Source organism: Wolbachia endosymbiont (group B) of Rhopobota naevana, assembly GCF_947250615.1.
Taxonomy (GTDB): Bacteria; Pseudomonadota; Alphaproteobacteria; order Rickettsiales; family Anaplasmataceae; genus Wolbachia.
Map to the genome: position 1 here is coordinate 1,327,236 of NZ_OX366333.1, position 22,825 is coordinate 1,350,060.

Sequence of the window (22,825 nt, forward strand, 5' to 3'; positions counted from 1 at the left end):
CTCGCAGAACTGCACGGAAACCTCTCGGCTTATACAGCTCCCATTATTTAGCCTTTTGATCCTAACCCAAGTGTCCAATGATAGAAAATACTTGGAGACCTCTTTCTCACTTTTCCTAGAAATTGCTTTGCTAGTCTTCCGTGATCACGAAGTTTCTTATATTTTGTCCTGACCCATCTTATGAGGTATCTCTCTATATTTCTAAGAGATGGATACATCTCTGATTTATAAAACCTGCCATAGTACTGAAACCAGCCTCTGACTATTGGATCTATCTTCTTCGATATTTCCTCTAGTGTGGTCCATGTAATCCGATGTATTCTCCATGACTTTATGGTTTTCTTGATCTTCTTCTTGGCTTTGTTACTAATTGCAGGTAGAAATGAGATGAAATAATTCCTCATCTTATTCTTTGCTACTCTAGGTCTAAAAGTATAACCTAGAAAATCAAAGCTTTGTTTAGGAAATTGTTCTTTTCTATCATCATCCTTACTGTACACAATCTGTGTCTTTTCAGGATGTAACTTCAATTTACACTTAGCCAATCTTTCTTCAATCATTACTTTCATAAATCCTGCCTGTCTTTTAGTTCTGCAGTGCACTATCGCATCATCTACATATCTTTCAAATGGTACTGTTGGATAATTTTGTTTCATCCACATATCAAACGCATGGTGCATAAATATGCTTGAAATGATTGGGCTTATAGAACCTCCTTGCGGAACTCCTTTATCCCTTGTTACCCTACTGCCATCTGCTTGCTGAATGGGGGCTTTCATCCACCTCTCAACATACAGTATGACCCATTTGCAGTCTGTGTGTTTCTTGATAGCCTGCAGTGCTAAATCGTGGTCCAGATTGTCGAAAAATCCAGATATATCAAGATCTACCGTCCAATCATTTTTCCAACATCTCTTCCGTGCTGTGTATACCGCATCCAGCGCAGACTTATTTGGTCTATAACCATATGAATCTTCGTGAAATTTCGGTTCTACTAACGGCTCAAGATACATTGTAGCTGCTGTTTGCGCTATTCTGTCGAATACTGAAGGCACACATAAAATTCTTTGCCCTCCTGTATCTTTTGGTATCGCAACAGCTTTTACCGGCTCTGGAAAATAACTTCCGGATGACATCCGATTCCATAATTTGTATAGATTATCCTTTAGATTTTCTTCAAACTTTGTTATCGAGACCTCATCTACACCTGCTGCACCTTTATTTTTCGATACTTGTTTATAAGCTCTCCAAATAAGTTGCTTCGGTATATCAAAAAACTTTGTTTTATTCATTGACTCCTCCCTTTCGGTTGATAAATAATTAAAACTAAATAACTTAGCCCCTTCACTCCATTTCCATTACAGAAACTTCTTCGCTACTACGAGCTAATCCGCCCCTGTTTTTCGCATCGGTACTCTCATCCTCAGAGATCAGCTCTTTGGACTTCTCCCTTTTCATCGAAACGACAGGTTCCCGTAGTTCCATGCAATAGCCTAAAATAGATTCACGCCACTTTTATGCCGGACGCCACCTACCCAGTAAACAAGCTCCCAGTAGATTCATCCCAGGTTAACGACTACCCCCTGGTTTTGACGTCGTCTCTACGCTTTCGACACTTCATCAGTGGTTCACTTGCGTTCGTCTCTCTATTTCATACATGACACATAATTGTGCCTTTTCCATAACGCTCACTACCTTAGCTCTTTACCAAAGCAGCTTATGGCTGTTTGAAGCCTGCTCTTGCAAACCGGCTCCGAGGGGCCCTCCCTCATCTACTGCACAGCTTCAACACTTTCCGTGTTTCTACGGCGCACAGTCATCCGAGTGTTTTAGATATTTTAAAAAAGATAGAGATGATTAATTTTAGATTTAAGCTTGAGGGTAGCGAAGCATCAGAGGTTCTCCAGCATCTGCAGAAAGATATCAACATTGCTGCTAGTAAAGGTGATATACGAACTGTTCAGCGTCTGTTAAAAGATGGAGCTGATGCCAACGATAAAGATATTGATGGAAGAACACCGTTGCATTACGCTGTTAGCAATGGACACATAGATATAGTAAACATCTTACTAACAAATGGAGCTAATGTTAGTCAAGTTACTAATAAAGGTAATACACCATTACACACTGCTGCTTCCAAAGGTCATAAAGAAATTATTGAAGCTTTGTTACAACGTGTAAGCCACAATAAATTGAGTGATTTTATTAATGCTAAAACAATAGTTAAAGGCACTACATCGTTGCATGTTGCTACTGAAAATAGCTTTTTCGAAGCTGTAAAATCTTTGTTGAAACATGGTGCAATTTATAACATCAAGAATAAAGAAGGTAAAACACCACTTGATCTTTCTCGAGACCAGAATATTACTAACCTATTGAAATTAGTAGAAGAGCTATTTGAAAATGCAAAAAATGGTAATGTTGAAATTATCAGTAAGCTGAAAGCAATAAAACCCGATGAGCGCGTAGCTGTAACAAATGCTCGTGATGATCAAGGCAAGTCATTAGTCCAGGTTGCAGTAATCAATAAACACTCAAACCTTGCAAGTAGATTATTAGAAATATTAAAAAGTCCAGATCAGAGTTTACAAGATGTCAGCGTAGAAAATCGAGTAAAGAGTTTAAAGTTATAGCTCTCTTAAATGAAACTCTAATGAGGGTGCCAAGATCTAGAAAATATATAAAAATTACAGTGGACTTTACATCTTACTAATTATAAATTAACTTACTATCTAATCAATTCCTGAGTTATGTATGAGTAACATTTTGATAATATTAGCAGCAGGAAAGAGCAGTAGAATGAATTCTGAATATTCAAAAGCGTTGCACCAAGTGGGAAATCTTACTCTTTTAGAACATATAATTTCTAATGCAAAATTGCTGAGTCTAAAAAGCTTATCAATTGTTGTTAACAACTCCCTTCTAAAAGATTTAGAAAACTTTGATACTCTAAAAAGTATAATCGATCAATACAATATAAAACTAATAATTCAAGAAGATATTACAGGCACTGGCACTGCAGTTAAAATTGCTCTAGAAAATCTGGAGGAGTTATCTGATCAAGACATAGTTTTAATACAGTATGGAGACACTCCCTTTATATCTAGTGATACAGTTATGAAAATGACTGATTGTTTAAAGTATAATAATTTAGTTCTTCTTGGATTCAATAGTCAAGATGAACAATATGGAAGATTAGTAATTGATAATTACGGCAATGTTCAAAAAATCCTAAAAAATGGAGATAAAATGCTTCTTGCAAACTCTGGAATAATAGCTTCATATGCTAAAGATCTCTCTACCTTAGTAAAAGAAATAAAATTTAATAATTCGACCAATGAATATTGTCTTAATGATATAGTACCCATTGCAGCAACCAATAACTTGAGTGTAGGTTATGTAGTTACTGATGAAAGAGAAGCAATGGGAGTAAATAATAAAGAGGATTTGGTTAAAGCTGAACACTATTTTCAAGCAACAACTCTTCTTTCATAATCACATTTTTTATTCACTAATTTAAGTTGACATTTGTTTTATACTGGTTTTATAATACCTTTTGATTCTTACTTGTAAGATAATTGGTACGATAAATTTTCCTAGTTGTAGTGAGAGGGTATACATGGGGATATTAATAACAGGTGCTGCAGGTTTGATAGGGTCAGCCTTGGTGAAAAAGTTAGAAAATCAGGGCCATGAAGTAATAAGCTGCGATATTAGGTTTTGCAACAATCCACTCAGTTTTTTTTCAGAAGATATAGTACCACTACTTGCTAAGTGTACAGGAATTATTCATCTGGCTGCAATTTCTCGAGTTATACATGGTGAACTTTATCCTGAACTGTGTAAAAAAATTAATGTTAATGGTACAATGCAGTTTTTAGGGTTATGTAAGTCACTTTCAAATAAACCATGGTTTATATATGCAAGTAGTAGGGAAGTCTATGGAGAGCAGAAGGAACTGCCAGTTACAGAATCTGCTAGTATCGATCCAATAAATAATTATGCCAAAGGTAAAGCATTTATTGAGAAGCAAATAACAAGTTTAAAAGATTTTAATGTAGCAATATTACGCTTTTCAAATGTATACGGTGGTTTACTAGATCATAACAGTAGAGTAATTCCTGCACTCTGTATTAATGCATTAAGAGGTGATCCAATTAAAATAGAAGGTAAAGAATGTGTTTTTGATTTTACCTACTTGGATGATGTTATAGAGGGTATATGCTTAACTGTTAAATATTTACAAAGTGAAAAATCTTCTCTTCCTGCTATTCATCTTACTACTAATAGCCCATGTACTTTAGAAAACTTAGCAAAAACAATATTAAAAGTCACAAAAAGTGATTCTAGAATTGATTTTTATCCTCCAAGAAATTTTGATGTAACTAAGTTCCATGGTGATTTTACTAGAGCTAAAGAGCTACTTGGTTGGTCTCCAAAGCATTCATTAGAAGTAGGATTAAGCAATTTTATAAAAAGTCTACAAAACAATACACAAGAATATCCTAACAATATAGATATGGTAACATATGAAAATATTAAAAGTTATTCATGGTTACCCTCCTTATTATAGTGCTGGTTCAGAGGTTTATAGCCAAACTCTTGCTCATGAACTAGCAAATAACAATGAGGTACAAGTATTTACTAGGTATGAAAATAGCTTTTTACCTGATTTTTATTACACTACAGTACTAGATCGTAGTGATTCACGAATCTTACTGCATTTAATTAATATACCCATAACTAAATATCGTTACAAATTTATTAATGAAGAAGTAGATATAAAATTTAAAAGAGTAATAGATAACTTTCAGCCAGATCTTATACATTTTGGTCATCTTAATCATCTATCAATTACTTTACCAGAAATTGCTTTTAAAGAAAATATACCTACAATTTTTACGCTACATGACTTTTGGTTAATGTGTCCAAGAGGAAGGTTTATTCAACGCAATTCTGAAGATTTATTACGGCTTTGTGATGGACAAAAGGATCAAAAATGTGCAACCCAATGTTACAAGGGATATTTTACAGGAGATGAAGAATTCCTGAATTTAGACCTAAATTATTGGGAACAATGGGTTGCAACTAGAATGAAGTACACAAGGAAAATAATAGACTATATAGATTACTTTATTTCCCCATCGAAATTCTTGATGGATAAATTTACTCAGGATTTTAATGTTCCGATAAACAAAATTTCTTATCTTGATTATGGTTTTGATCTCAATCGTCTTAAGAATAGAAATAGAGTACAAGAAAAAGAGTTTATTTTCGGTTATATTGGTACTCATACTCCCGAAAAAGGTGTTGACCTATTACTAAAGGCTTTTTCTCACTTACCATCTAAAGCAAAACTTAGAATCTGGGGAGCAGCAAGAGAAGAAACTAAAGCTTTAAAAGCAATTGCCGATCAGTTTTCACCTGTTGTTAAAGAAAGAATAGAGTGGATGGGAAGTTATGATAATAAGAATATAGTTACTGACGTATTTAATAAAGTCGATGCAATAGTCGTTCCTTCAATTTGGGGTGAAAATTCACCGTTAGTAATACATGAAGCACAGCAACTTAGAATACCAGTTATAACAGCCGATTATGGTGGTATGGCAGAATATGTAAGAGATGGACTATTATTTAAGCGCAGAGATGCAAGTAGTTTGTCAGAAAAAATGCAAGTCCTATCTACAAATCAGGAGTTATACAATAAACTTACCCAAAAAGGCTATCCTTATACTGAAAATGGAAATATACCTTCTATAAGTGAGCATACTGAAAAACTTAACAAGATTTACCGTAATGCTATTGAAAAGAAAGGCAAATCAGTAGCTGTTAAACCCGGTCCTTGGAGAATTACTTTTGATACTAATCCAGATTACTGTAATTTTGCTTGTATAATGTGCGAATGTTTTTCACCATACAGCAAAGTTAAAGAAGAAAAGAAAGCTAAAGGAATAAAACCTAAGATACTGTCGATAGAAACTATCAGAAAAGTAATTAAGGAAGCAGCTGGCACACCTTTAAGGGAAATCATTCCTTCTACTATGGGTGAGCCTTTAATGTATAAAAGCTTTGATGAAATAATCAATTTGTGCCATGAGTTCAGCCTTAAGCTTAACCTCACAACCAATGGTTCTTTTCCTATTAAAGGAGCTAGAAAATGGGCTGAACTATTGGTACCAATTTTATCTGATGTTAAGATTTCCTGGAATGGGGCAACTAAAGAAACTCATGAAAGAATCATGAAAGGTTCAAAATGGGAAGTAGTGACAGAAAATTTAAAAACTTTCCTTGAAGTTAGAGATAAATACTTTAGCGATACAGGTGAAAGGTGTACCGTTACTTTACAATTAACATTTTTGGAAAGTAATTTACATGAACTCTATGACATAGTTAAGATGGCCATAAAAAATGGCATAGATAGAGTTAAAGGACATCATCTTTGGGCACATTTTGAGGAAATTAAGGATCTATCTATGAGAAGAGATGAATTAGCAATTAGTAGATGGAACACGGAGGTGAGAAGGTTATACGAACTTAGAGATAATATGCTATTGCCAAATGGTAAAAAGATAAAATTAGAAAATTTCACAATCCTTTCTCAAGAAGGTATTAAGGATTTGGCTCCAGGTGGTCAATGCCCATTTTTAGGTAAAGAAGCATGGATAAACAATGAAGGAAAGTTTAGTCCTTGCTGTGCCCCAGATGAACTCCGTAAGACATTAGGAAATTTTGGTAATGTTAATGAGGTTAAACTCGAGGAAATATGGCAGAGTAGTGAGTACCTAAGCTTACAAAAGAATTATTTAAATTACAAATTATGCAAAACATGCAACATGAGAAAACCTTTGATCAATTAATCAAAGATAATCTTAGATCTATTAAAATTTCACCGTGTGAGAGGTTTCACGAGTTGCTAGGAAATCCTTTGTATGAAAATAGGTTTATAAAGGTTGGTAAATTTCATGAGCCCGTTCTTGCACCGGTTTATGATCAGATAGGCGCTTATCATATCAATGTGAGAGGAGAAGCAGTTTATCATCATAGATTTCTAAAAACTTTTGGATTCTACTTTAATAGAGCGGCCGTAGAAGATGATACAGGGTGTTACCATATTGATTCATCTGGATGTAGAGTATACAAACAGTCGTATCAATGGATTGGAAATTATCAGGAAGATGCTTGTGTAGTTAGAAGACATGATAAATGTTTTCATATTAATTTAAATGGCAACAGGATTTATCAGGAGGAATATGATTATGTTGGAGATTTTAAGGATGGTATCGCTGTAGTCTATAAGGATAGTAAAGCTACACATATTAATCATCATGGAAAGTTAGTACATAATAAATGGTATAAAAAACTTAATGTTTTTCATAAAGGGTATTCTATTGCAGAAGATCAACATGGTTGGTTTCATATAGATATTAATGGTGATCCTGTTTACCAGCAGAGATTTAAAATGGTAGAAGCATTTTATAATGGGATGGCAAAAGTTGAAACTTTTGAAGGTGTGTTAGGACAAATCGATATTACCGGAAATGTAAAGTTTAGTATTTTTGATTTAGGTAAAGAATCTCAAGTGCATAGGATTTCTGCAGAACTTTCAGCCTTTTGGAAAACTTACCTAACAAGCGTTGCTATTGAACTTGATTTGTTAAATATTTTACCTGCAACTACGCCAGTTTTATCTAAAAAGTTAAACATTATCGTACCAAATCTAGAAAGGCTGTTAAGGGCGTTGTGGGAAATAGGGTTTATTGATTACGATAAGGACAAGGACTTATGGCAACTATCATCAAAAGGTAAGTGTTTTAAGGGAATACCATTTTTGCCAAAAGCAGCAACGATGTGGGCAAGAGTTGCCGCTGAAAAGAATTGGTTAAATATTGCCGATATACTAAAACAGAAGTCAATCTCTTCATTTGAATCTTTTAAGGAAAGAGAAGCATCAGAAAATAAGAAAATAGCGTTTTACCAAGCATTGCTAGGATATTCTAGGTTTGATACTAAAGAGTTTAATTCTAGAATTAATATAGATGATGCTAAGAATATATTGCTATTTGGTGTACACTCTTTATTTCTTGCTTATTCTGATATACACAATAAAGGTTCTATAGGCCTATATAACGAACATAAAGTACCAAGACAGTTAGTAGAAAATTTAAAAGTCAAACTTATAACTCAGGAAGAACTATCAGTTACAAATTATGAATTAGGTGTCTTTTGCCGCTTTCTACAGCACTATGATGATGATAAAGTATTGTCTTATTTAAAATTGGTCAAAGGAATATCTCGTATTTTATTGATAGAAACTATTTTAGATTACCGCTCTCCAACTGGAGGCTCTGTAGATATTAATGTCATGGTTGAAACAGGAGGTAAACTAAGAACATTAAACGATTGGGAAAAAATACTCAAACAAGTAAAAGGATTCAAAATTTTTGCTGTTTTACCTTTAACAGATTACTTATCAGTTATTGATGTCAGATGTTAATCACATGGAAACATTACAAAAAAATGGTTTTTTTATTATCAAAAATCTGGTTCCTTTAAAGCTAATAACTCAGTCTTTAAGTGATATAACAAATAAAATATCAAAGCTATCCCAAGAATTAAGTGTTTCAACTTCTGACTACTTAAACTGTACCGGCAGATGGGGCATGTTATCTCAAGTAACTAGAATTATCTCTCAAGCATTAGATAAAATTATTAAAAATTACCTTGAAAAGTCACTTCAGTGTCAGATACTGCAGAAAAAATCAAATGTTATATGTAAAACTGCTGATTTAATAGATGCAGTTCCCTTCCATCAAGACATCTCCTATAGTTTCGATGATCCTTACCACTTTTCCGTTTGGTTAGCTTTGAATAATGTCAGTGAAACTTCAGGTGCACTACAAATTATAGAAAACAGTCATAAATGGAAAATACAGCCTTTAGTTGATTTTTGGTACCCATATTTTTTTGATCAGTACTCAAATAACCGAGAAAATTACAAAATTAAGTCACTACCTATTTCAGCAGGAGATGCAATAATTTTTGATTCACGGTTATGGCATGGTAGTGATAAGAATACAGATGCTAAAGATAGATTTGCTTATGTAACAAGGTGGATTGTAAAAGATCAAAACCTTCCCTATGTGCCAAAACCTCAGCCTTCAGTTTTTGGTATACTCAATTGTGGTGAGTTAACAGAATCTATACTGAGAGAATGCTTGTCATTATTTGGCTACCAGGAAAGTATAAAAGCAAAAAACATGGAAGAACTTATCAAGAGCTGGTTAGCCTTTATTACAGACACAACTACAAATATTTCTGAGATCGACACTACTAAGGCTAAGCGAGATTTATATAAGCTACTTATTCTCAATCAAGCATCAGCACTACATGATGCTGGAGACATCTCAGGAAAAATATACAAAAATTTATGGTTTTCACTACTTGTATTTCTCAATAAAAAAGTCAACGTAGTGGAGCTAGCATTATAAATGAACAGAAGTAGAGTTGATAGCTTCAAATGTGTATTGATGTTCATCCTGAATATAGTATCTAAATTCAAACTTAATGTACTTATAATGTCTTTAGTTGCCCTGGTGGTAGCTGTTGATTTGTCTTTTAGAAAGTATTTAGTAAAAAATATTCTAGATACAGCTGTAAAATATCAGGAAGGTAATGTAATTGAAAATCTTTTATTACCTGTAAGCGCTTATCTTGGTATGGCATTACTTATCACTACTGCTTTTAGATTCTATGGCTATTTTGTTGACATTCGAATGTTTACCTTAATGCGTCAAAAGATAGCTGATATGTCTTTTTGTAGGCTACTCCAACACGACCATTCCTATTATCAGAACAATTTATCTGGAAGCTTAGTACATAAGGTCATTAACTTAATGGATAGTGTGATAGAGTTAATAAGATTGCTTATAGATTGTTTTTTCGGTTACAGCATAGCATTAGTCTTAGCTATTTATACCTTATCATTAGTAAACATAAAATTTGCAATCGCTACATTCACTTGGGTAAGCATTTTTATTTTAGTATCGATTTTCAGCTTTCGTGTACTTACTGAACTAGCTGATAATTACTCTAAACAAAATTCACAAGTAATAGCTAGTATAGCAGATAGTATTTTAAATGTTATATCAGTAAGGTTATTTTCTCAGCAAGCACATGAGAGACACAAATTTTTTCAAATATGCAAGAAAAGAACTATTGCAGAGAGAAAATTACAATGGGCATACTTTTGTCTTTGGTTTATATATGGCTATTCATTCGATATACTCCAAGCAGTAAACTTGTATTTTTTAATTCATGATTATCAATTGAACAAGATCGCAATAGGAGATATTGCTCTTGTACTTGGAATTAATATATCGATTATAGAGTTTCTTAACCATCTAACTAGGAATCTTACCCAATTTTCTACTCATTTCGGCAAAGTTTCAGATGCATTGCCAATCTTGACTACTGTACCAGAAATTCAAGATAAGGAAAATGCTAAAGAATTAAATTTATTAAGTGGAAGAATAACGTTTAATAATGTTTCTTTTTCTTATGAAGGTCAGGAGCCATTATTTCAAGATTTCTCAGTTACCATTAATCCTTGCGAAAAAGTAGGTCTAGTTGGTTATTCTGGAGGTGGTAAATCTACTTTTATAAACTTAATCCTAAGGCTATTTGATGTTAAAAGAGGTAATATACAGATTGATAATCAAATAGTATCAGAAGTTACACAGAGTTCTTTGAGGCAACAAATATCTGTAATACCTCAAGACCCATTGTTATTTCATGATACTATTTTATCAAACATCATATATGGTAAACTTCAATCTACTATCGAAGAAATAATGAGAGCTGCAAAGCTGGCTGGTATTCACGATTTCATTATGGCGCTACCAGATCAATATGAAACTACAGTCGGAGAAAAAGGCATCAAGCTATCTGGAGGAGAAAGACAAAGAATAATAATAGCAAGGGCATTTTTAAAAAACGCTCCAATATTATTTCTCGATGAACCAACTAGTCAGTTAGATTCTATAACAGAAAAAACAATTCAAATGAGTTTATTTAAACTGATGCAAAATAAAACTACGATTACTATAGCACACCGTATTTCTACACTTTTACACATGGACCGAATTCTAGTATTTAACAAAGGAAAAATTGTCCAAGATGGTAAACACGCTGAACTAGTTTCTAAGCACGGTCTTTATAAAGCACTTTGGAATGCTCAAATTGGTTGTTTGAATGGCAAGAAATAAGATGGAAAAAATTATTGATCTGAGAAGTGACACTACAACTCTGCAGAGCTCCAACGTTATACATGCAATAAATAATGCAACTGTTGGAGATTTTGCTTATGGTGAAGACAAAAGCTGTAATGACTTATCAGAATATTGCAAACAATTATTCAAAGTAGAAGAAGCATTATTTGTAACCAGCGGTATGCTTGCAAATAGATTAGCCATTGCTAGTCAAACAAGTCCTGGTGATGAACTAATAACTCATTATAATTATCACATTAATTTTTTCGATAGTGCAGGCAATGCAAAAGTAAATAATATCGTATTTAATTGTATTAGAAATAACAGCGGAATCTTAGATGTTGCTGAAGTAGAATATGCTATTAATTCTAAGCCGAGGTATAAAATTTTTGCTCAGGTGAGTCTTGTTTCTATAGAAAATAGTATAAACGGGTTTAATGGTAAAATTTATCCTTTTGAAAAACAAGTCGAGTTATATTACTTTTTAAAAGCTCACAATGTAAATCTTCATTTAGACGGTGCAAGAATATTTAATGCCCATATCGAAACAAATATTGCTTTAGCAGATTATGCTAAATATGTGGATACAATGAGCTTTTCTTTTACTAAAGGACTTGGTGCTCCTTTTGGTTCAATGCTTATGGGCAAAAGAGAGATAATTGAAAGGGCTAAAAAGCTACAGGTTTGGCTAGGTAGTGGTTATCATCAGATAGGGTATTGTGCTAATGCAGCAAAATATGTACTACAGAATAATATTTCTAGGCTTAAAGAAGATAATAAGCTCGCTAAATTATTTGCAGATAAGATTAAGGAAATTCCACATATAAAGCTGATACTACCTTATCCAGAAACTAACATAGTAAGCTTTAGTATAAAAGAACTAAATGTGACTAATGAGGTTTTCTTGAGTAAGTGCCAAGCTTATGGTTTATTGCTTTTTCCTTGGCTCGAGTCTCATATAAGAGCAGTTACCCATCTTGGCACAAAGGAAACAGATATCATGAAAGCTGCTGAAATTATAAAGGAGGTTGTGTTAAATTTAATATGAGAATAAAAATAGATTTCTTTAGCGATTCAAACACTGACCCTTCAGCTAAAATGAGGGAAGCGATGGCTAAAGCAAAAGTTGGAAACGAAGCTGCATGTGAAGATCCAACTGTGAACGAATTAGTGGCAACCGCATGTAAAATATTAGGTAAACCTGCAGGAATCTTTTTGATTTCAGGAACGATGTCCAATGTAATTGCTTATAAAGTACACATTCAAAGACCTGGTGATTACTTGCTGCTTGATGAAACTTCACATCCGCTCATAGTACAATCTGGCTTGATCGCAGCCCAGGCACATGCCACTCCTTTGCCCATCAAAGGTACGAGAGGAATATTTACTGGAGAACAAATTGTTGAGTTTATTACTCGTCCTAGTTTAAGAAATATTCCGAGAGTTGGGCTTGTTTCTATCGAACAAACGACTAATTTTGGTGGTGGGGCTGTGTGGCCTTTAGAATATATTCAAGAGATCTCAAGTCTCTGCAAAGAGAATGACGTATTCACTCATTTAGATGGAGCAAGACTGTTCAACGCTTGTGCTCATACTAAAATATCTCCAAAGGAGTATGCAAGTTATTTTGATTCGGTATTCATTGATTTTAGTAAAGGATTAGGTGCTCCAATGGGCGCAATATTGCTTGGAAGTGAAGAGTTTATTGAAAAAGCTTGGTACTATAAGTTTCAAATTGGCGGAGGTATGCACCAAGCTGGCATTATTTCAGCTGCATGTTTATATGCTTTACATAATAATATAAATTGTTTAGAGGAAGATCATAAAAAGATGAAGCACCTTATAGAAGGCCTAGACTCCATAGATCAAGTTATAATTGATATCGACCTATACAAAACTAATATAGCGTATTTTTCATTACGTACTAATTGTATATCTACTCAAGAATTAATAAACGTACTAGTTACAAATTATGGAATTAGAATGGCTAACATCAAAGGTAAAATCAGAGCTATAACACATAGAGATATAAGCTATGAAGATATTAATACTACTGTATCTGCTATAAGAAAGATACTAAGTAAGTAATTTTCTGCACTAATTGTTTGCAAACTTCTTGTCAAACAATATTATACCAATATAGTATTATGCTAGCATCTGCATAGAGCTATTTGGGAATAGGTGTGAACTTTGTCTTCTTTCAATATTTACTATTCTTCTGTGGATATATGCTGCTTTATTTATCAAGACAAAGTATACCAATTGCTCTGCCACTGTTAATAGATACTGACCATGTAAAATTAAGCTATTTTTTTGCCTGCTTTTCTTTTTTTTATGGAGTATCAAAATTTGTTAATGGAATAATCATGGACTCCAAAAATAATCCATTATTTATGTTTGGGCTATGCAATATTGCAACTGGATTATTAACCATTGGTATAACTTTATCATATAATAATCTAACTTTATTACTGTTAACATTAATATTATTAGCTTGGACACAAGGGTTAGGTTGGCCAGCTATTACCAAGTTTATGGTTACAAACTCTAGCATCTCTTCAATTGCATCATCATGGGGAGTTATGAGCGCATCTCAGCAACTTGGTTCTTGTATTACTTTAATTGTATTACCAAGTATAATTAAAATATATAATGCAAAAAGTGCATTTTTGTACTCTGGTTTCTTATGCTTACTTTTTGGAATTTATATAATATTAAAGGCATATTACAAAGAAAGTGCCAACTTTACTACCTATTATAAGGTGCAGAAATCTCAAATAGGTATCAAGGTAACAAGTTCCATATGGTTTCTATGTTGTGCTACTTTTTGTGCTTATATTATAAAAATGGGAATCTTCTTTTGGTTTCCTATAATTTTAAGGGATAAATTACAAATTTCTCTTGTACAATCCTCACTAATAACGGGCGTATATGATTTAGGTGGAATCCTTGGAACTTTAATCACAGGAAGAATTAGTGATATGTACTTCTTTCAAAATAGAAGCTTGCTGGCATTACTTTACATGTTGGGTATAGCACTCACTTTTATTGCAATGAACTTTGGTCAAAACATAATTCTTATGAACCTTGGTGCAATCTTATCAGGATTCTTTATATTTGGAGTGCAAGTACTGACAGGTGTTATAGCTGTAGAAATTGCTCCACAAAATAATGTATGTGCAATTGTAAGCTTAACAGGATTATTTGGGTATATTGCAAGTTCAATATTTTCATGCGTGCTCTTAGGAGTACTTGTTAAGCACTGTGGTAACAGTATTATGTTTTCATTTTTTTCCATTTGCTCTGTTGTTGCACTCGTTTGCTTTTCCATACTATCAAGCAAAGATCTAAAAAAACTAAGTAAAGCGGTGTAAAAAAAATTTCTCAACAGTTAAACTTTGTAGATAGATTTTTTACCCAAGGAATAAACATGGTAACCATATCTTAGTAATAGCTCGCTATCTAATAAATTACGGAAATCAAAAACATTAGGTGCAGCCATAATACTCTTTAAACTTGCAAAATCTTGATTTTTAAATTCTTTCCACTCCGTTAATAATAATAAGGCTTCCGCGTCTCTTGCAGCTCCTATAGCGCTGTCCGCGTACTCTATATCCTTTAGAATTTGCCTAGCATTATCCATCCCTACTGGGTCATATGCAGTAATTTTAGCCTTGTTATTCACTAACAATTTTGCAATATCTATAGCTGGGCTATTTCTTACATCATCAGTATCAGACTTAAAAGTTAGCCCCCATATTGCTATTTTTTTATTTTGGACTCCATTTAATACATATTCTACCTTTTTAGCAATGTTTGTTATATGATTATAGTTAGATTCCTTAACTGAATTTAAAATTTGTAGCTTGACATTGTGATCTTCAGCAAGCCTTATTAAAGCTGACAAATCTTTAGGAAAACATGATCCTCCAAATCCTGGACCAGCTTTGAGAAACTCCTTACCTATTCTATGGTCCATTCCCATACTGTTAGATAAAAGGTCAATGTCTGCTCCTAATAGCTCACATAAACCTGCCATCTCATTGATAAAAGCAACCTTTGTTGCTAGAAAAGCATTAGAAGCATATTTAATCATTTCAGCAGTAACTGTATCAGTGACCATTAACGGAATATTCTTATCTATAAATGATTTATATATAACTTCTAGTTTTGCTCTAGCTAGCTTAGTTTTTACTCCTATTATTATCCTATCTGGGTATAAAAAATCTGATACTGCAGAGCCTTGCTTGAGAAACTCTGGATTAACTCCTAAATCAAAATTATAGCCCTTATTAGATAAATAATTATGTATATTTTCTGCAGTACCAGGAGGAACAGTTGACTTTATCACTATTAAGCAATCTTGATTAACTTTCTCAGAAACTTCACTTACTGCATTATATACATTCTGTAAATTTGCATTTCCTAGGGAGTCTGATGGAGTATCTACAGTTATAAATACTACTTCTGTATTGGGATTTATTTGAAAATACGAATCGAAAAATCTTATCCTTTGTGACTTTATATTATTCTCTAAATAATCTGCTAATCCAGGTTCATATAGAGGAATTTTCCCTGATTTCAAAAGTTCAATCTTCTCAGTATTTATGTCAATGCAATCAACTTTATGGCCCTGCTCCGATAACATTGTACCAGATACTAATCCTACATACCCTACTCCTATAATAGTTATGTGCATTTTATTATCACCTTAAAAATATAGCTTAGCATCTAAAATAAATACCATTAACAATTATAAACTTTTGTTGTTAGATTATTTTTCTTAATTGCCTTACCTTCCGAATAAGCTATAAATAAGGTTGATGGTATTAATATCAAAGTACCATATAAAGCACTTTTATCAGGTAATTCATTAAATATAACGTATGTTACTATTGCAGAAATTATTAGCTCTATGTATCTATACGGTGCAAGTGCAGTAGCATCAGTAAGAGCAAAAGCTTTTAACATGAAGAACAGAATTAGGTTTGAACTTATTCCTAAAATCAGCAGTAATACTAACTCCAACAAGGAAGGCATATGCCAATAAAATAACAAAGGTGGAGTAGAAAAAATAGTTGTCGTTAGAGCTGAATAAAATAACATACTTATTACTGACTCTTTTATTACAAGTTTCTTATTAAGTATGTCTAATATAGCAAAGATTAATGCAGATACAATAAAAATAAGAATTTTAGGATTAAAATCTTCACTATGAGCTTTGGTAGTAATAGCAATACCAACAAAGCCAATAACAGTTACTATCCATCTTTGCCAAATTATATTTTCGTTTAGCAAAGGGATTGCAAGAAGTATAACAAATAATGGTATAGAAAAACTTATAATCGTTGCAGTTACTATGGGGAAAACAGTCAACCCGTAAGTCCATAAGGTCATTCCACAAAACAACAAACCACCCCTGGTTATTTGAGTAGATATTTGACTTGTTTTAAAAGTTTCTATTCCATAGTAAAACATAAAAGGTACAAGGGTAATAGTGGTAAACAGAAAGCGGAAAAAAATTATTTCAAAACTCTGAAGATGTAAACTTAGATATTTTGATATAGTATCATTAGCTACACTACTAAGTAAGCTAAGTATAAACCAGATAACCCCAAACAAATAAGCTCTCAATCTGTAATCCATAAAGCTTCTGATTTAATAGATACGATGTACTCATATAATTTTACTACAAAACTAATAATATAAAAGTTTTCTGATGTACGTCCCCAGAATGTGATCGTAAGGGTTCATTATAAATAATTCGGGAAATTTCGTCTCTTTAGACATATTAAGAGCTATGTAACGAACGTTTATATTTGTGAGTAATAGTAAGGCTCAAGGTAAGGAAAATGCTAGTGAGGTAAAGTAGAATAACGTTGATTTGATAATTTAAGCTCATTCCCTCTTGCTACATCTCTCTTTAAATATCTCCTCTTTTGCAGCAGGTCTATAGAATTATACAGAGTATTTTATCTTCCAATACAGGCAATCTTGACGTTCTTCCATGGCATTTCTTCTGTTCTTGAACTTTTTCCCACTCTGGGCGCACTTTTCTACAATCTTTTCGAATTCTTCTATTTTCAAACCTGTTACATCTCGAAAATTTCTCGGATGTTCTTTTAGATTATGGTAGTTTAAGCTCATCTTCCCTCTCTATTCTCTTGCTATACCTCCCTATTTTATAACCATTCCCACTCTTTTGCAGCAGGTTTAAAGAAATACTAAAGGCAAAAGATACGCTTGCGTAGTTCGAAAGCTTTCTATAGGATAAGTCTCATCTGATTTACAAATAGAATTGTTATGTTAGATGTTTGCTATTTATTCTTATTATTCTTAAGCTCATTTTAACAGCATTTTGCTTTTTTTAGTATGTAGAGGTTTTCTAGGAATTATCCTATTGAATTCTATGATATTATTTTTTGTAACATTGTTATACATATCATGACAATAAGAGTATTTATCCTTTAGAATTAATTAAGAGAAAATTTTTTCTTGACTTGTTGTATAATTTGATAAAAGTGATCAAAATCTAAGCTTGCACTACCAATTAAAACTCCCAATAGATTTGGAATACTGAGCAAGTTTCCTATATTTTCTGAGCTGACTGAGCCACCATATATAATGTGTTTTTTACCAGTACACAATTTTATTATCTCTATCACCTCAGCAATTGCGTCATTATTTGGCACATTTCCTGTTCCTATTGCCCATATCGGTTCGTATGCTATGGTATATTCACCTTGTGTTGGCAAACGGTTTTTGCATTGATATTCTATTACTTCTTTTGTTTTTTTATTTTTATAATCTTCTGAGTTTTCACCTACACAGATGATTGGGTGTAATCCTGATTCTATTGCTGTTTTCGATTTAAGTTTTATTTCACTATCTTTTTCATGAGCCCTTTCAGAATGTCCAAGTATTACGTAACTACATCCTAGTTCCTTCAACATTCCTGCACTAATTTCACCTGTGTAAGAACCGAACTCTTTATGATGGCAATTCTGTCCTCCTATTTTAATATTGTTATTCAACTCTATATTGCTTGGAAATGATGTAAAAGGAGGGCAAATTACTAATTTAGAGGTAATTTCGTTGCTCTTGTTGTTAAGTTTGCCTATAAAGTCAACAAATGAAGAACGTGTTCCATTCATTTTCCAATTTGCTACTATTAAAAAAGACATCAATTTTTCTTATATGAATGAGAGTGCCGGCTGTCGGACTTGAACTGACAACCTACTGATTACAAGTCAGTTGCTCTACCAATTGAGCTAAGCCGGCATTAAATACACTGACAATATACAATTATTGATGAATTTTCGTCAACTAATTTTTAAAATACTGCATACTAAGATCATATGAAAAAATTTTTACTGAAGCCAAAAAAGAGTCTAGGGCAAAATTTTATTTTATCGAATGAGATAATAAAAAGAATAGTTGCCTTAGCTGGTAGCCTGAAAGATTTTAATGTTATTGAAATTGGTCCTGGGTATGGTGCGTTAACAAGAGAAATATTGGCATATAATCCAAAGTTTCTACTTTCTATAGAAAAAGATAGTAGTTTAGTGAAACATCACGAACAATTGCTAAATGAGCATCAGGGAAAATATAGAATTATAGAAGCAGATGCACTTAATGTTGTAGAAAAAGAGCTGGTAGAATGTCCAGTCAAAGTCATTGCTAACTTGCCTTACAATATCTCAGTAGCGTTATTTTTAAAGTGGTTAAATAATATAAAATTTTTTACGAATTTGACGTTAATGTTCCAAAAGGAGGTAGCAGAGCGTATTACAGCAGAACCTAATTCTAAAGATTATGGTTCCCTATCAGTGCTAAGCCAGTTACTATGCGACATAAAAAAGGAATTTGATATTGAACCTAAGGAATTTTTTCCAAGACCAAAAGTATATTCTTCAGTAATTACAGTAAAACCTTTACCCACTCCAAGATTTGCAGTAAATTTAGAAACCTTAACAAAGCTAACACGTGCTGTGTTCGCTCAAAGAAGAAAGATGCTGAGAAATAGCTTGCAAAGTATAACTAGTGATGTCTCAACTACTCTTGAGAATGCTAAACTGAGTGGAGACGAACGTCCAGAAAGCTTAACTATTGAGCAGTTCTGTTTGCTAGCAAATAATATAATTATGCGATAAATATATTAGGAGCTACATACCTCTTCTATCCTATTTTGATCTAAAAATAGCTGGAGCCAGGCTAATTTTGCAAAAGCTCTATTGCAATTTCATTAATTGGCGTATAAGCTTTAAATAAAGCATATGAAAAAAATGGAAGCTTGTTATTCGTTTGACGATGTACTTCTCTTACCGGCCTATTCTGATGTATTGCCTCGTGATGCAGACACAAGAACTTATCTAACAAATAATATAGAACTAAATATCCCTCTCATATCCTCTGCAATGGACACTGTCACTGAATCAGGCTTTGCAATAGCTATTGCCCAACATGGTGGAATAGGTTGCATACATAAGAATTTATCAATAGATGAACAAGTGTTAGAAGTAAGAAGGGTGAAAAAATATGAAAGCTGGATCGTGTATAACCCAATTACAATTTCCCCAGATAAAACGGTTGCAGAAGCAGTTTCATTAATGAGAGAGTATAATTATTCCGGCATTCCTGTAGTTGATCAACGCAAGTTAGTGGGAATTTTAACTAATCGAGATGTGAGGTTTATTGAAGACCAGAACATGAATATAAAAGTTTCCGAGGTAATGACAAAAGATAAGTTAGTAACAGTTCGAGAGCAGGCAGTAAACAGCGCCTCAGCAATGAAATTGTTGCATGCAAATAGAATAGAGAAGCTTTTGGTTGTTGATGAAAATTCTTGTTGCATAGGTCTAATCACAGTTAAAGACATCGAAAAATACAATAGATATCCAAATTCATGTAAAGACAGTAAAGGTCGACTCAGAGTTGCCGCTGCAATTGGTACTGGTAAAAAAGATGGTATAGAAAGATGTGAAGCTTTGATCGGAGAGGAAGTCGATGTGGTTATTGTAGATACCGCTCACGGTCATTCCGAGAACGTTATCAGCACCATTAAGGAAATAAAAAAGATGTATCCGAATACGCAATTAATCGGCGGAAATATTACAACAAAGGAGGCTGCTGAAGCGTTAATTGATGCTGGTGTTGATGCAGTAAAGGTTGGAATAGGGCCCGGATCAATTTGTACTACCAGAATAGTTACAGGTGTTGGTATGCCGCAATTCTCTGCAATCAAGAATGTTGCAGAGGTGTGTAGAGCAAAAAACGTCAGACTAATTGCTGATGGTGGAATAAAATATTCGGGAGATGTTGCAAAAGCTATTGCAGCTGGTGCTGATACTGTGATGATAGGTTCAATCTTTGCTGGTACTGAGGAAAGCCCAGGTGAGATTATCATGTATAAGGGTAGAGCATATAAGGAATATCGAGGAATGGGATCTATTAGTGCAATGAAACGAGGGTCAGATAGCCGTTATTTTCAAGATTCAAAACTTGATTTAGTCCCACAAGGAGTAGAAGCAAGAGTTCCTTTTAAAGGTCCAGCTTCAGGAGTGATCTGTCAGTTAATTGGTGGGTTGCAAGCTGCAATGGGTTACACTGGCAACCGTAATATAGAAGAGATGAAAAAAAACTGCAAATTTGTCACTATTACTTCATCAGGGTTAAGAGAAAGTCATGCTCATGATATAATCATTACACAGGAAGCTCCAAATTACGCTTACCAAGCATCTAATTTATCATCTGATTCAGAGTAAATACAATCCCCTTTTGAGTGGGTCATTTCAACACTGGTACACAATTGTATAAACATATTAATATTAAGAGTCAAAAAGATGTCATCTAAGTGGCTGACACTGGAAAATCGATTGTAAATAAACTGACTACATAAAATTTTTGATCAAAATCAGTGCTATAAGTTGGAATAGCAACTTAAGGTAGATTGCCAGCTTAATATATTTTGATAAATCCAAATTATTTTAGCTATAAGAGAGCTTTGCTTTTTTGCTCCATCAGAATTGGCTTACTTTTAGTGATTCATGGAGTTAAAAAAGTCAGCATTGCTCTTTGTTAAAAGTAATTTGTCACGTAAAAACTCCATTGCTTCAACAGATCCCATAGGGTTAAGTATCCTACGCAATACCCATATTTTATTTAGTATGGCCTTATCAACTAATAGCTCTTCCTTCCTTGTTCCGGATTTTGTAATATCAATAGCAGGGAATATACGTTTATCAGCAAGTTTTCTATCTAGTATAATTTCAGCATTACCTGTGCCTTTAAACTCTTCAAAAATAACATCATCCATTTTTGAACCAGTTTCTATAAGGGCTGTAGCGATGATTGTCAAAGAACCACCATTTTCAATATTACGAGCTGCTCCAAAAAAGCGTTTTGGTCTTTGCAGCGCATTTGAATCTACACCACCGGTTAGAACCTTTCCAGACGAAGGAATGACTGCATTATAAGCACGTGCAAGGCGAGTTATAGAATCAAGCAAAATCACTACATCTTTTTTGTGTTCAACCATTCTTTTAGCTTTTTCTATTACTATTTCAGCAAGTTGGACATGACGGTAGGCAGGTTCATCAAATGTAGAGCTTACCACTTCACCCTTTACAGAGCGTATCATATCTGTTACCTCTTCGGGTCTTTCATCTATAAGTAATACTATTAGTTCTATTTCAGGATGATTTGTAGCTATAGAGTGAGCCATTTGCTGAAGCAATATCGTTTTTCCTGTACGAGGTGGAGCAACTATCAATGCTCTTTGTCCTTTTCCAAGAGGTGTAACTATATCTACAGCACGCATGTTTATATCTTTTTTATTATCTCCGCTACTGTTGTTTTCAAGGATGAGGCTTTTTTCAGGATAAAGTGGAAGCAAATTATCAAAATGTACGTACTTTCTTAATTCACTGATTTCAGTAGAGTTTATACTGTGAACCTTAGTTAAAGTAAAATATCTTTCCTTATCACCAGGTGGCCTTATTTCTCCACATGCCATATCTCCTGTACGTAAATTAAACTTCTTTATTTGGCCATTGGAAATATAAACATCATCGGTACTTGGAGCATAATTTGCACTTGATGAACGTAAGAAACCAAAACCATCAGGCAATATTTCCACTACTCCACTTCCTGTGGTTATGCCTCCTTCTTCACTCATTTTCTTCATTAAACTGAATATCATTTCCTGTTTTAGCATCCTGCCATTGCCTTTACCACTAGTTGAAATTTTTCTTTCTTCAGCTAGCTCTAACAATTCTTCTGCTGTTTTCTCTTTCAATTCGCTCAGGTCCAACGTTTTCTTGTTTTTTTCAGCACCTTCACTGGTCATTTGTTTTACTGCGTCAGCATTATGAATTTGTTCGCTTTTTTCAGGTTGACCTACAACCTCTCCTTTTGCTAAGACATCTTCATTGATTGTTGTCATAATCCTCCAAAAATTTTAATTGATGCTTACTAACCTAAAATGTGAGTATAAAACAATAAATTAGGCTGAGCTAGTTTTTAGTGCGTATTTAGACTTAATTATTATTAAACTAGAT

General features: G+C 33.5%; 19 protein-coding genes and 1 tRNA gene. 12 read left to right on the forward strand and 8 right to left on the reverse strand.

Annotation, left to right across the window (positions count from 1 at the left end; all coding sequences use genetic code 11):
- Positions 1–47 precede the first annotated feature (47 nt).
- Both ltrA and OOL01_RS06365 read right to left on the reverse strand, forming a co-directional pair.
- Positions 48–1,292 carry a group II intron reverse transcriptase/maturase gene (ltrA, locus tag OOL01_RS06360; RefSeq protein ID WP_264686617.1) on the reverse strand — a complete coding sequence of 415 codons (1,245 nt, stop codon included), beginning with the start codon at positions 1,290–1,292 and terminating at the stop codon, positions 48–50.
- A 52-nt stretch (positions 1,293–1,344) separates the two neighbouring features.
- Positions 1,345–1,485, reverse strand: a complete 141-nt coding sequence (locus OOL01_RS06365; RefSeq protein WP_019078704.1) for a hypothetical protein — start codon at positions 1,483–1,485, stop codon at positions 1,345–1,347.
- Between the two features lie 368 nt (positions 1,486–1,853).
- Here OOL01_RS06365 and OOL01_RS06370 point away from each other — a divergent pair, with 368 nt between their 5' ends.
- The 10 genes from OOL01_RS06370 (at position 1,854) to OOL01_RS06415 (ending at position 14,641) form a co-directional block, all read left to right on the forward strand.
- Positions 1,854–2,633, forward strand: a complete 780-nt coding sequence (locus OOL01_RS06370) for an ankyrin repeat domain-containing protein (RefSeq protein WP_264686618.1) — start codon at positions 1,854–1,856, stop codon at positions 2,631–2,633.
- A gap of 121 nt (positions 2,634–2,754) precedes the next feature.
- A complete protein-coding gene (locus tag OOL01_RS06375) occupies positions 2,755–3,495 on the forward strand; it encodes an NTP transferase domain-containing protein (protein ID WP_039950631.1) in 741 nt (246 codons plus the stop codon).
- Between the two features lie 124 nt (positions 3,496–3,619).
- Entirely contained in the window at positions 3,620–4,573 is a 954-nt protein-coding gene (locus OOL01_RS06380) for an NAD-dependent epimerase/dehydratase family protein (protein ID WP_264686619.1), read from the forward strand.
- A complete protein-coding gene (locus OOL01_RS06385) occupies positions 4,530–6,857 on the forward strand; it encodes a glycosyltransferase (RefSeq protein ID WP_264686620.1) in 2,328 nt (775 codons plus the stop codon). Before OOL01_RS06380 ends, OOL01_RS06385 begins: the two co-directional genes overlap by 44 nt.
- Entirely contained in the window at positions 6,818–8,494 is a 1,677-nt protein-coding gene (locus tag OOL01_RS06390; RefSeq protein ID WP_264686621.1) for a WG repeat-containing protein, read from the forward strand. Before OOL01_RS06385 ends, OOL01_RS06390 begins: the two co-directional genes overlap by 40 nt.
- A 4-nt stretch (positions 8,495–8,498) precedes the next feature.
- Positions 8,499–9,488 (forward strand): phytanoyl-CoA dioxygenase family protein, encoded by a 990-nt coding sequence (locus OOL01_RS06395; RefSeq protein ID WP_264686622.1) that lies wholly within the window; start codon positions 8,499–8,501, stop codon positions 9,486–9,488.
- On the forward strand, positions 9,489–11,264 hold the full coding sequence (locus OOL01_RS06400) for an ABC transporter ATP-binding protein (RefSeq protein WP_264686623.1): 1,776 nt from the start codon (positions 9,489–9,491) through the stop codon (positions 11,262–11,264).
- Position 11,265: 1 nt separating this feature from the next.
- Positions 11,266–12,315, forward strand: a complete 1,050-nt coding sequence (locus OOL01_RS06405; RefSeq protein WP_264687264.1) for a threonine aldolase family protein — start codon at positions 11,266–11,268, stop codon at positions 12,313–12,315.
- Positions 12,312–13,355: a threonine aldolase family protein gene (locus OOL01_RS06410; RefSeq protein WP_264686624.1), complete on the forward strand. Its 1,044-nt coding sequence runs from the start codon at positions 12,312–12,314 to the stop codon at positions 13,353–13,355. Before OOL01_RS06405 ends, OOL01_RS06410 begins: the two co-directional genes overlap by 4 nt.
- Positions 13,356–13,495: 140 nt before the next feature.
- A complete protein-coding gene (locus OOL01_RS06415; RefSeq protein ID WP_406718398.1) occupies positions 13,496–14,641 on the forward strand; it encodes an MFS transporter in 1,146 nt (381 codons plus the stop codon).
- 17 nt (positions 14,642–14,658) lie between these two features.
- On the opposite strand, the gene OOL01_RS06420 is transcribed toward OOL01_RS06415, so the two are convergent.
- From OOL01_RS06420 to OOL01_RS06440, 5 genes are all read right to left on the reverse strand, one after another.
- Positions 14,659–15,966 carry a UDP-glucose dehydrogenase family protein gene (locus OOL01_RS06420; protein ID WP_264686626.1) on the reverse strand — a complete coding sequence of 436 codons (1,308 nt, stop codon included), beginning with the start codon at positions 15,964–15,966 and terminating at the stop codon, positions 14,659–14,661.
- A 47-nt stretch (positions 15,967–16,013) separates the two neighbouring features.
- The gene (locus tag OOL01_RS06425; RefSeq protein WP_149168726.1) at positions 16,014–16,913 is read right to left on the reverse strand and encodes a DMT family transporter; all 900 of its coding nucleotides are present in this window, start codon (positions 16,911–16,913) and stop codon (positions 16,014–16,016) included.
- A gap of 312 nt (positions 16,914–17,225) precedes the next feature.
- Entirely contained in the window at positions 17,226–17,414 is a 189-nt protein-coding gene (locus tag OOL01_RS06430; protein ID WP_264337072.1) for a hypothetical protein, read from the reverse strand.
- Positions 17,415–17,740: 326 nt separating this feature from the next.
- Positions 17,741–18,451 (reverse strand): triosephosphate isomerase, encoded by a 711-nt coding sequence (locus tag OOL01_RS06435; RefSeq protein ID WP_264686627.1) that lies wholly within the window; start codon positions 18,449–18,451, stop codon positions 17,741–17,743.
- 24 nt (positions 18,452–18,475) lie between these two features.
- A tRNA-Thr gene (locus OOL01_RS06440) sits at positions 18,476–18,548 on the reverse strand.
- A 77-nt stretch (positions 18,549–18,625) separates the two neighbouring features.
- On the opposite strand from OOL01_RS06440, the gene rsmA reads away from it, so the two are divergent.
- Together rsmA and guaB are read left to right on the forward strand one after the other, a co-directional pair.
- Positions 18,626–19,420, forward strand: coding sequence for a 16S rRNA (adenine(1518)-N(6)/adenine(1519)-N(6))-dimethyltransferase RsmA (rsmA, locus tag OOL01_RS06445; protein ID WP_019236635.1), 795 nt, complete (start codon positions 18,626–18,628; stop codon positions 19,418–19,420).
- A gap of 123 nt (positions 19,421–19,543) precedes the next feature.
- The gene (guaB, locus tag OOL01_RS06450; RefSeq protein ID WP_264686628.1) at positions 19,544–21,031 is read left to right on the forward strand and encodes an IMP dehydrogenase; all 1,488 of its coding nucleotides are present in this window, start codon (positions 19,544–19,546) and stop codon (positions 21,029–21,031) included.
- Positions 21,032–21,303: 272 nt separating this feature from the next.
- On the opposite strand, the gene rho is transcribed toward guaB, so the two are convergent.
- Positions 21,304–22,710, reverse strand: coding sequence for a transcription termination factor Rho (gene rho, locus OOL01_RS06455; protein WP_264378026.1), 1,407 nt, complete (start codon positions 22,708–22,710; stop codon positions 21,304–21,306).
- Positions 22,711–22,825 lie beyond the last annotated feature (115 nt).

Excerpts from the sequence above, each read along its gene's own strand:
- ltrA (WP_264686617.1), bottom strand. The coding sequence starts at position 1,292 with ATGAATAAAACAAAGTTTTTTGATATACCGAAGCAACTTATTTGGAGA.
- OOL01_RS06365 (WP_019078704.1), bottom strand. The coding sequence starts at position 1,485 with ATGGAACTACGGGAACCTGTCGTTTCGATGAAAAGGGAGAAGTCCAAA.
- OOL01_RS06370 (WP_264686618.1), top strand. The coding sequence starts at position 1,854 with ATGATTAATTTTAGATTTAAGCTTGAGGGTAGCGAAGCATCAGAGGTT.
- OOL01_RS06375 (WP_039950631.1), top strand. The coding sequence starts at position 2,755 with ATGAGTAACATTTTGATAATATTAGCAGCAGGAAAGAGCAGTAGAATG.
- OOL01_RS06380 (WP_264686619.1), top strand. The coding sequence starts at position 3,620 with ATGGGGATATTAATAACAGGTGCTGCAGGTTTGATAGGGTCAGCCTTG.
- OOL01_RS06385 (WP_264686620.1), top strand. The coding sequence starts at position 4,530 with ATGAAAATATTAAAAGTTATTCATGGTTACCCTCCTTATTATAGTGCT.
- OOL01_RS06390 (WP_264686621.1), top strand. The coding sequence starts at position 6,818 with ATGCAAAACATGCAACATGAGAAAACCTTTGATCAATTAATCAAAGAT.
- OOL01_RS06395 (WP_264686622.1), top strand. The coding sequence starts at position 8,499 with ATGGAAACATTACAAAAAAATGGTTTTTTTATTATCAAAAATCTGGTT.
- OOL01_RS06400 (WP_264686623.1), top strand. The coding sequence starts at position 9,489 with ATGAACAGAAGTAGAGTTGATAGCTTCAAATGTGTATTGATGTTCATC.
- OOL01_RS06405 (WP_264687264.1), top strand. The coding sequence starts at position 11,266 with ATGGAAAAAATTATTGATCTGAGAAGTGACACTACAACTCTGCAGAGC.
- OOL01_RS06410 (WP_264686624.1), top strand. The coding sequence starts at position 12,312 with ATGAGAATAAAAATAGATTTCTTTAGCGATTCAAACACTGACCCTTCA.
- OOL01_RS06415 (WP_406718398.1), top strand. The coding sequence starts at position 13,496 with ATGCTGCTTTATTTATCAAGACAAAGTATACCAATTGCTCTGCCACTG.
- OOL01_RS06420 (WP_264686626.1), bottom strand. The coding sequence starts at position 15,966 with ATGCACATAACTATTATAGGAGTAGGGTATGTAGGATTAGTATCTGGT.
- OOL01_RS06425 (WP_149168726.1), bottom strand. The coding sequence starts at position 16,913 with ATGGATTACAGATTGAGAGCTTATTTGTTTGGGGTTATCTGGTTTATA.
- OOL01_RS06430 (WP_264337072.1), bottom strand. The coding sequence starts at position 17,414 with ATGAGCTTAAACTACCATAATCTAAAAGAACATCCGAGAAATTTTCGA.
- OOL01_RS06435 (WP_264686627.1), bottom strand. The coding sequence starts at position 18,451 with ATGTCTTTTTTAATAGTAGCAAATTGGAAAATGAATGGAACACGTTCT.
- rsmA (WP_019236635.1), top strand. The coding sequence starts at position 18,626 with ATGAAAAAATTTTTACTGAAGCCAAAAAAGAGTCTAGGGCAAAATTTT.
- guaB (WP_264686628.1), top strand. The coding sequence starts at position 19,544 with ATGAAAAAAATGGAAGCTTGTTATTCGTTTGACGATGTACTTCTCTTA.
- rho (WP_264378026.1), bottom strand. The coding sequence starts at position 22,710 with ATGACAACAATCAATGAAGATGTCTTAGCAAAAGGAGAGGTTGTAGGT.